This window comes from Sodalis sp. (in: enterobacteria), from assembly GCF_047607725.1.
In the GTDB taxonomy this organism is placed as follows: domain Bacteria; phylum Pseudomonadota; class Gammaproteobacteria; order Enterobacterales; family Enterobacteriaceae; genus JBLKSS01.
Map to the genome: position 1 here is coordinate 1 of NZ_JBLKSS010000175.1, position 8,256 is coordinate 8,256.

General features: G+C 60.0%; 6 protein-coding genes and 2 pseudogenes. 4 read left to right on the top strand and 4 right to left on the bottom strand.

Annotated elements, in window-relative coordinates:
* Positions 1 to 513: 513 nt before the first annotated feature.
* The 4 genes and pseudogenes from ACMX3H_RS15030 to ACMX3H_RS15045 form a co-directional block, all read left to right on the top strand.
* Positions 514 to 1,621 (top strand): annotated as a pseudogene (locus tag ACMX3H_RS15030) (HlyD family secretion protein); the annotation flags it as partial.
* Entirely contained in the window at positions 1,618 to 3,186 is a 1,569-nt protein-coding gene (locus ACMX3H_RS15035; RefSeq protein WP_415211411.1) for a DHA2 family efflux MFS transporter permease subunit, read from the top strand. The pseudogene ACMX3H_RS15030 and the gene ACMX3H_RS15035, both read left to right, overlap by 4 nt.
* Before the next feature lies 1 nt (position 3,187).
* Positions 3,188 to 4,753, top strand: a pseudogene (locus tag ACMX3H_RS15040) (efflux transporter outer membrane subunit).
* Positions 4,754 to 4,786: 33 nt separating this feature from the next.
* Positions 4,787 to 5,161, top strand: coding sequence for a YjcB family protein (locus ACMX3H_RS15045; RefSeq protein ID WP_415211412.1), 375 nt, complete (start codon positions 4,787 to 4,789; stop codon positions 5,159 to 5,161).
* 19 nt (positions 5,162 to 5,180) lie between these two features.
* On the opposite strand, the gene ACMX3H_RS15050 is transcribed toward ACMX3H_RS15045, so the two are convergent.
* From ACMX3H_RS15050 to ACMX3H_RS15065, 4 genes are all read right to left on the bottom strand, one after another.
* Complete coding sequence (locus ACMX3H_RS15050) at positions 5,181 to 6,044, bottom strand: hypothetical protein (protein WP_415211413.1); 864 nt, start codon at positions 6,042 to 6,044, stop codon at positions 5,181 to 5,183.
* A 30-nt stretch (positions 6,045 to 6,074) separates the two neighbouring features.
* Positions 6,075 to 6,248, bottom strand: coding sequence for a hypothetical protein (locus tag ACMX3H_RS15055; RefSeq protein WP_415211414.1), 174 nt, complete (start codon positions 6,246 to 6,248; stop codon positions 6,075 to 6,077).
* Positions 6,221 to 7,849: a PQQ-binding-like beta-propeller repeat protein gene (locus tag ACMX3H_RS15060; protein ID WP_415211415.1), complete on the bottom strand. Its 1,629-nt coding sequence runs from the start codon at positions 7,847 to 7,849 to the stop codon at positions 6,221 to 6,223. Before ACMX3H_RS15060 ends, ACMX3H_RS15055 begins: the two co-directional genes overlap by 28 nt.
* A 180-nt stretch (positions 7,850 to 8,029) precedes the next feature.
* Positions 8,030 to 8,256 (bottom strand): transposase domain-containing protein (locus ACMX3H_RS15065; RefSeq protein WP_415211416.1); only part of this gene is annotated, 227 nt, incomplete at its 5' end.

Below are 8,256 nucleotides of genomic sequence, written 5' to 3' on the forward strand. Positions count from 1 at the left end.
AGCACAGGAAAAATAGACTAAAACCGAGTCAGAAGATGAGCGAACACGTGATCGAATATCACTGGAATGGGTGATCGAAAAATATCGGAATAACTGATCGGATGTCGCCGGAACAGATGATCGGATACGTCGGAATCTGCAAATCATCAGGAAGATGTATTTTTTTGTCACCTTTTTGCCGCATCGTTGACTTGACAGAGGGGAATAGTTAGCGGTTGTCTTGTTAATTCTGCGTCGCTGCGTATGCTTAACTTATGTGTTTTAGCATTTAATGGCGTAACGGCAATTCCTGTCGCGCACGGACTGGCGTTTAGCGAAAATCCTTTTACCCTTAATGACACAGTTTCCTTTTATTCTGGCGCAGCGCTTGCCACGTTAGTAGACGGAGCCTATGGATAGCCACAAACCCAAGTATACTTCCGATACATCCCGACCCAACGATAACGATGATGTCAACCGCCCTTCTCCCCCTCCCGCCGGCGCGGACAGCGGGGCGGGGCGGGGCGCGCAGAGGATGCCCGGCGGCCGGAAGACCACCGCGTCGGTGATGACGACGCCCGGGGCGGCAACGACGACGGCGGTAATGACGACGGCGGCAATCACCGCAAACGCCCCGGCAAAAAGCCGCTGATTATCCTGGCCATCGTGGTGGTCGTGATGCTGATCGTCGGCCTGTGGTTCTGGCTTTCCAGCCGCAACCAGGAAACCACCGATGACGCTTATACCGAAGGCAACGCGGTGACCGTCGCGCCGAAAATCTCCGGCTACGTGGTGAAATTGCTGGTCAAGGATAACCAGCGGGTCCGCAAGGGGGATCTCCTGGTGCAGATCGACCCGCGCGATGCCACCGCCGAGCGCGACCACGCGCGCGCAGCTGGGTCTGGCGCAGGCGCAGCTGGCGCTCTCAAAGGTGCAATACCCCGCCCAGTTGGCCCAGGCCAAAGCACAGCAGGCCCGAGCCGAAGCCAACGTGCAGAATGCCGAGGCGGACTACCGCCGGCAGCGCGGCGTCGACCCCCGCGCCACCTCACAGCAAAACATCGATAACGCCAGCGCCCAGCTGCGCTCCGCCCGTGCCGAACTGGCCAACGCTCAGGCGCAGGTCGAGGTGGCCGCCCAGGTGCAGTTGCAGGTGCGCCAGGTCGAGACCAACGTCGAAGCGCACGAACGTCAGGTCAGTCAAGCGCAGGCACAATTGGAAACCGCCGAACTTAATCTCTCCTACAGCGATGTCCGCGCGCCGTTCGACGGTTTCGTTACCCGGCGCAACGTTCAGCTCAGTACGCTGGTTCAGGCGGGCAGTTCGCTGTTCTCCGTGGTCTCACCGGACATCTGGATTACCGCCAATTTCAAGGAATCCCAACTTGAACGTATGCGCCCCGGCAATCATGTGGAGGTGACGGTGGATGCCTATCCTAATCTGACCTTGCACGGCCATGTCGACAGTATTCAGCAAGGCTCGGGCTCACGCTTTTCCACCTTTCCGGCCGAAAACGCCACCGGCAATTTCGTGAAAATAGTTCAGCGGGTACCGGTTAAAATCGTCATCGACAGCGGCCTGGATCCCAACACGCCGCTGCCGCTGGGGCTGTCGGCCGAGTCGAAGGTTATGCTTGAATGAGCGGCGATCGCCACTGGACGCTGTCTAGCAACCACTGGGCGGTCGCCATCGTCGTTACCCTGGCGGTGTTCATGGAAATCCTGGATACCACCATTGTCAACGTGGCGCTCCCCCAGGTAGCCGGTACCCTCTCCTCCAGTTACGACGAGTCCACCTGGGTGCTGACCTCTTACCTTGTGGCGAACGGTATCGTGCTGCCCATCTCGGCGTTTCTCAGCCGCGTGCTGGGACGCAAACAGTACTTCCTGATTTGCGTGGCCATGTTTACCGTCTGCTCTTTTTTGTGCGGCATCGCCACCGAGCTGTGGCAGATGATCTTGTTTCGCGTCATGCAAGGTTTCTTCGGCGGCGGTCTGCAGCCGGTCCAGCAGTCGGTACTGCTCGATTATTTTAAACCAGAGGATCGCGGTAAAGCGTTCGGCCTCTCCTCCATAGCGATTATCGTCGCGCCGGTTGTCGGCCCGACGCTTGGGGGCTGGATAACCGATAACTACAGCGGGCGTTGGGTGTTTTTGATTAACATCCCGGTAGGCGTGTTGACCTTTCTGGCCATATACCAAATGCTTGAGGATCCGCCGTGGGAGCGCAAAGTGAAAAACGGTAAGCTCAATATCGATTATATCGGTATCGGACTTATCGCGCTGGGGCTGGGCTGCTTGCAGGTGATGCTGGACCGCGGTGAAGATGATGATTGGTTCTCCTCCGGCTTTATTCAGCTCTTCGCGCTACTGGCCGTGGTCGGACTGGTGGGGGCGGTATACTGGTTGCTTTATACCCGCAAACCGGTGGTGGATTTGCGCTGCCTGAAGGACCGCAATTTCGCCGTTTCCAGCCTGCTGATGGCGGGCATGGCGATGATTCTCTACGGCAGTTCGATGGTCATGCCGCAGCTGGCGCAGCAGGAGCTCGGCTATACCGCCACCTGGTCCGGGCTGGTGCTTTCGCCGGGGGCGGTGTTGATCGTCTTGTCCATCCCGCTGGTGCTGAAGCTGATGCCGGTAGTGCAGACCCGCTGGCTGATAGCGTTCGGCTTTACCTTGATGACGCTGTCGTTTATCTATTCCAGCCATTTGGTCCCGAATATCGATTTCAGCACGATGGTCAAAATGCGCGCCGCGCAGTCCATCGGTCTCGGTTTCCTGTTCGTGCCGCTGACCACCCTCGCCTTTATTACGCTTGCCCCGCGGCTGAATGCCGATGGTTCGGCGCTGTTCACCATGTTCCGCAACGTGGCGGGCTCTATCGGCATCTCGCTGTCCACCGCCGTCATTACCGAGCGCTCCCAGGCCCACAGCGCCTATATGGTGCATGACATGTCGCCGTTCAACGAGCAATTCCAACAGGCGATACAGCGTGCCGCCCAGGCGTTCCGCGACGCCGGCAGCCTCATCGGCGATCCGACGTCGCTTGCCACAGGACAACTCTACCAACAAATGGTGGCGCAGTCGCGGATCCTGGCCTACGTCGATGTCTTCAGTCTCTGCGCGCTGGTTTCGTTCATCCTTATTCCATTTTGTTTGCTGCTTTCGCCGGTGAAAAGCGAAGGCAACGCGGGAGCTCACTAATATGCCGGCTCGTATTCGCACCGCCAGGAGGCGGCCAACCCCCCTGTTACCGCTGCTCGGTTTGGGCGCACTGACGCTTAGCGCCTGTTCGGTGGGGCCCGATTACCAACCGCCCCAGCCGTCCACGCCGTCGGCCTTTAATGACCTGTGCAGCACCGACCGCACCGCCTCCCGGGCGCTGGCCGCGTAGCCCGACCCAAAGTGGTGGCGCACCTTTAACGATGCGCAGCTCGATAGCCTTATCGACCGCGCCATCGCCGGCAATCTTTCCTTGCAGCAGGCGATGTTGCGTATCGCCGGCGCCCGTGAACAAACGCTGCAGGCGGGCGCCGCCGGTCTGCCGACCCTTAACGCCAGCGCCACGCGCCAGCAGTTGGGCCTGAAAGGAGAACTGGACTCGTATGGCGTTCGCGCCCAGGTGGCTGAAAGCAGCGAAGAGCTCGCCTCCCGCCTCGACTCGCTCACGCGACCGCTTCACCTTTATCAAGGCAGTTTCGACACGTCCGGGGAGCTGGATTTATGGAGCCGGGTGCGCCGCTCCGTTAAAATGGCCAACGCGCAAACGCAGGCCTCGCTAGAAAGCCGCAATGATGCTCTGGTCTCGCTGGAGGCCGAAGTGGCGCGGGCGTATTTACAGTTGCGCGACGCGCAAAGCGTCAGCGACACGCTGATGGCGCAAATCGACGTGGCGCAGCAGTCGTTGGAACTGACCCAAAGCCGCGCACACAACGGTTTGGCACCGCAGTTGGATGTGGAAAACACCAGCGCCCAAATAGGGTCGCTGCGTGCCCAACTGCCGCAGTATCAAGCCCAACAGCGCCAAGCAATGAATGGGCTGGCGGTTCTGCTGGAGCTGCCGCCAGGGACGCTGGACGCCGAGCTGACGCAGACCAAACCGCTACCGCGCCTGCCGGCGGCGGTGCCGGTGGGCGTTCCCGCCTCCCTAGCGCGTCGCCGTCCCGACGTACGCGAGGCGGAGGCGCAGCTGCACACCGCGACCGCCAATATCGGCGTCTCGGTCGCGCAGCTGTTCCCGGATCTGTCGCTCACCGGTCAATTCGGTATGCGCAACACCGATTCTGATTATCTCACCCATTGGAGCAGCCATTTTTATTCCTATGGACCGCAGGTATCTATTCCCATATTCCAAGGCGGGAGGCTGGTGTCGAATGTGCGGCAGGCGCGGGCGCAGCAGGCGAATTCCGTCCTCGCCTATCGCCAAACGGTGCTGACCGCGCTGCAAGATGTGGAAAACGCCCTGGTCAGTTATCGCGCCGACCAGCAGCGGGTCGACGGGCTGGAACAAACCGCCGACGCGCTGCAAAATGCCTTCAATCTGGCCAGCAACAGCTATCGTCAGGGGATAAGCACCTTTATCGAGGTGTTGGACGCGCAGCGTCAGTTGGCACAGGCGCGGCAGCAGGCCGCCAGCGCCCGCGTACAATCCAGCGTGGATCTGGTCTCGCTGTATAAAGCGCTGGGCGGCGGCTGGGAGCTATATCCGCAGGGAGATTTGCCCAAGTTTCAGGTATTTGGCCCGGCTGAGACGGTAAACGGAAAATCCTAACTCAGTTGAAAGCAAGCGGCGGGGGTAATTTTTATGAATCTCATCACATATTTTTGTAGCGCAATGCAAAAAAACGAGGGAAAATTACACCATCAGTTGATGATTGGAGGAATTTTCGCCGTGGGAACGCTTGCCGCAAGCTTTCTTGTGATGCGCTGGGAACTGCTCAGCGCGATGATGATGTTTTTTGCCAGCCAGCTGCACGTGCAGTGCCGCCGGTCCAGCCGCAACACAATGGCGTTTATTTTCACCGGCGTGGGCATCGGTATGGCGTGCTGGTTTGTCACCAGACTGCTGGGGATTATCCTGTCGCAGTTACTGATGATTCGCCATGAAATGTGGGAAAGCATGAAGCAAGGTATGCTGTTTATGCTGGCCAACACGCCGCCCGATCTGCAGTTCACCTAACAATAACCGGTTTAACGCATCACCGCTGGGGATAACGGATAACGCCTCCGTATCGTTCCTGCGCGGCGCAAAATGTGAGCGATACGGCGCCTGAGCCGGAAGTCGAGCCCGCCGTGACAGGCCCCACACCAGCCCGCGTGGTCCCTTTGCGCCCGGGGGCCTGGCCGTGACGGTCCCCAACGTCAGCCCGCGTGACCCGTTCGCGCCCGCGTGGCCCCTTTGCGCCGGCGTGCCTTGCCGTGACGGGCGTCCGCCGCACCGTCATTCCCCTGCGGCACGGCGAGCGGGCAAGCGCCCAGGCCACGACGCTGTCGCCGGTGCGGGTGCCCAGCCCGCCATGGCCCCCGGCGGCAATCACCACATACTGACGGCCGTCGGCGCCCAAGTAAGTGATGGGCGTCGCCTGCCCGCCGGCTGGCAGGCGGCCACGCCACAGTCCTTTGCCGCTGGTTTCATCGAAAGCGCGCAGATAATCGTCGGCGGTGGCGCCCATAAAAATCAGCCCGCCCGCGGTAATAATATTGCCGCCCATGGTAAAGATCCCCGTCGGCAGTGGTGCATTGGTATGGGTATTTAAAATATTCATATCCCGAGTGGTGCCCACCGGCCGCTCCCAGCTGATTTTCCGGCTTTGCAAATTAATCGCCGCCAGTTTGCCCCAGGGTGGCGCATTACAGGGCGCACCGAGCGGCGATAGCCAGGGACGCACAATCTCGGCATAAGGCGTGCCATACTGCGGCCCCACCACGAACTCCTTCAGTCTGGGATACGGCTGATTACTTTCCCAACCGGCCCAGGGTTGCATCAGCCCGCGCCGCAGCGCTTTTTGCTCGGTGACGCCCTCGGTGATAAACGGGATATAGCTGGTATTGGCGATTAGCACCTGACGTGCCGGATCAATCGAGGCGCCGTACTAGTCCATCACCCCGTCAAACACAGGATAAACAATGCGGGTTCCCAGTTCCGGCGGCGTGTACTGCCCCTGATAGCCGAACCGGCGGAACTGCACGCGACACCAAAGCTGATCGAACGGCGTGGCGCCCCATAAATCCTTTTCGGTCAAATTGGCGGGCGCGAACGTTGGCATGCCGGTGGAGTAAGGCTGGGTGGGCGAGAGGCGCTCTCCCGGGAAGGGATCCGCCTGCGGCACCGGCCGCTCCTCGACCTGCGCCAACGGTTTGCCGGTACGCTTATCCAGCAGGAACAATTGGCCCATTTTGGTGGTCTGCACCAGCGCGGGCAACGTCTCCCCCCGGACTGGGGCAGATCCACCAGTGAAGGCCAGATGGGCAAATCAAAATCCCACACCTCGTGATGGACGGTCAGGAAATGCCAACGCTCTTTCCCCGTCGCCAAGTCCAGCGCCACGATAGCGCTGGCGTACTTGTCATCAAACGGCCGACGCTGTGCGCCGTAATAATCCGGCGTGGCGTTCCCCTGGGGGATATAGACCAGCCCCAACGCCGGGTCCGCGGTATACGTGCCCCAGCCATTTGGCGTGCCGCGGGTGTAAGTTTCGCCGGGTTTCAGCGGCGCGGTGGGATCGCTGCGCCCCATATCCCACGCCCAGGCCAACTTGCCGCTTTGGGGATCAAAGGCGCACCCCACGCCTGACGGTTCGCCGCGCGCCTGATTATCATAGATCCAGCCGCCCAGCACGACGCGATCGTTTACCACCAGCGGCTGCGAGGTGATGAAATGAAACCCCGGCGGAACCTTGCCCATTAAATCGGTCAGGTTCACGCGGCCCTCTGCCCCGAAATCCTGACACAACCGCCCTGTGTCGGCATCAAGCGCGATGAGTTTGGCATCGGCGGTGGTGCTGATAATGCGCCGATCGCAGGGGGCATTGGCGGGAGTGGGCGATTGGTAATAGGCCACCCCGCGGCAGGCAAGATACTCGTTGGCTCGGGTGTCATTGTGAGGATCATAGGACCACAGGGTTTGACCGGTGGTCGCATTCAGCACCAGTACCCGCCGGTGCGGCGTACAGAGATAAAGCCGGTTGGCCACTTTAATCGGGGTGGCCTCAAAATTGAATTCGCGCCCTTTTTTATCTTCGCCCTGCTGCATGACATCGCCGGTGTGGATCGCCCAGGCGGGGGCCAGTTGGGCCACATTGGCGGGCGTGAGCTGGGTCAAGGGCGAATATCGCTCCCCGGCGGGGGTGCGGCCATAGTGGCGCCACTCATTGCGCCCGGTCCTGTCAGTCTCGGCCGTCGCCGACGCAGCCGGCAGCGGCGCATACTGAACGTACAGACGTTCGCTGGTCATGTAGCCGGCCCCTATTACGCCGACGCCGGCCAGGAGATAGAACAGCCCCGCGACGGCGGCCAACACCCGCTGCCGGCGCGACAGCGTCAGCGGCCGCATGATGAATGGCAAGCTGCACCACAGCCCGAGTACCGCCAGCACCAGCAGACGCGGCATGAGTTTCCAGCCGTCCAGGCCGACCTCATACAGCGCCCATAGCACGGTCAGCACGAATGTCAGCAGATAGATCCAAAGCCCCAAGATGCGCCGTTCTATGATAAGAAACCCGCTCACGCTCAGCAGTATGCCAGCCGGCAGATAATACGCGGAACCGCCAAGCGCCAGTAGCCACAGGCCAATCACCAGAAAAAATAAGCCACCGACACAAATCAGCAGACCGGTGAGGCCCGGTAAGGAAAAAAGACGACGTAGCATGGTCGCTCCTGAACAGTACCTGTAAAGAAAAAAACCTTTCCTCGGCCCGGGGATAGAAAAGGGGCAACGCTTACCCGCCGTATCGCCGCACGGAACACTTGCATGTCAAGATTTGTATAGAAATACTGATAATAGAGTAGTCGTTTAAGCGTAAGCGTACGCCCAGCGCCGTATTGACAGTTATTCAGCAGGGATGGTGAGGTTCCACGGCAGGAGCTCTTTGATTTTGTTGATGGGATGATCCGCGATAATCGCCAGCACATAGCACAGATACGCTTCCGGCTCCACGCCGTTCAGTTTGCAACTGCCGATCAGCGTATACATCAGCGCCGCCCGGTCGCCGCCGCTATCCGAACCGAAGAACAGATAGTTCTTGCGACCCAGGCTTATTACCCGCAGCGCGTTTT

What these genes read in the sequence shown, in the direction of transcription:
- ACMX3H_RS15055 (WP_415211414.1), bottom strand. Translation starts at nt 6,248, where the DNA reads ATGCCAACGTTCGCGCCCGCCAATTTGACCGAAAAGGATTTATGGGGC.
- ACMX3H_RS15045 (WP_415211412.1), top strand. Translation starts at nt 4,787, where the DNA reads ATGAATCTCATCACATATTTTTGTAGCGCAATGCAAAAAAACGAGGGA.
- ACMX3H_RS15035 (WP_415211411.1), top strand. Translation starts at nt 1,618, where the DNA reads ATGAGCGGCGATCGCCACTGGACGCTGTCTAGCAACCACTGGGCGGTC.
- ACMX3H_RS15060 (WP_415211415.1), bottom strand. Translation starts at nt 7,849, where the DNA reads ATGCTACGTCGTCTTTTTTCCTTACCGGGCCTCACCGGTCTGCTGATT.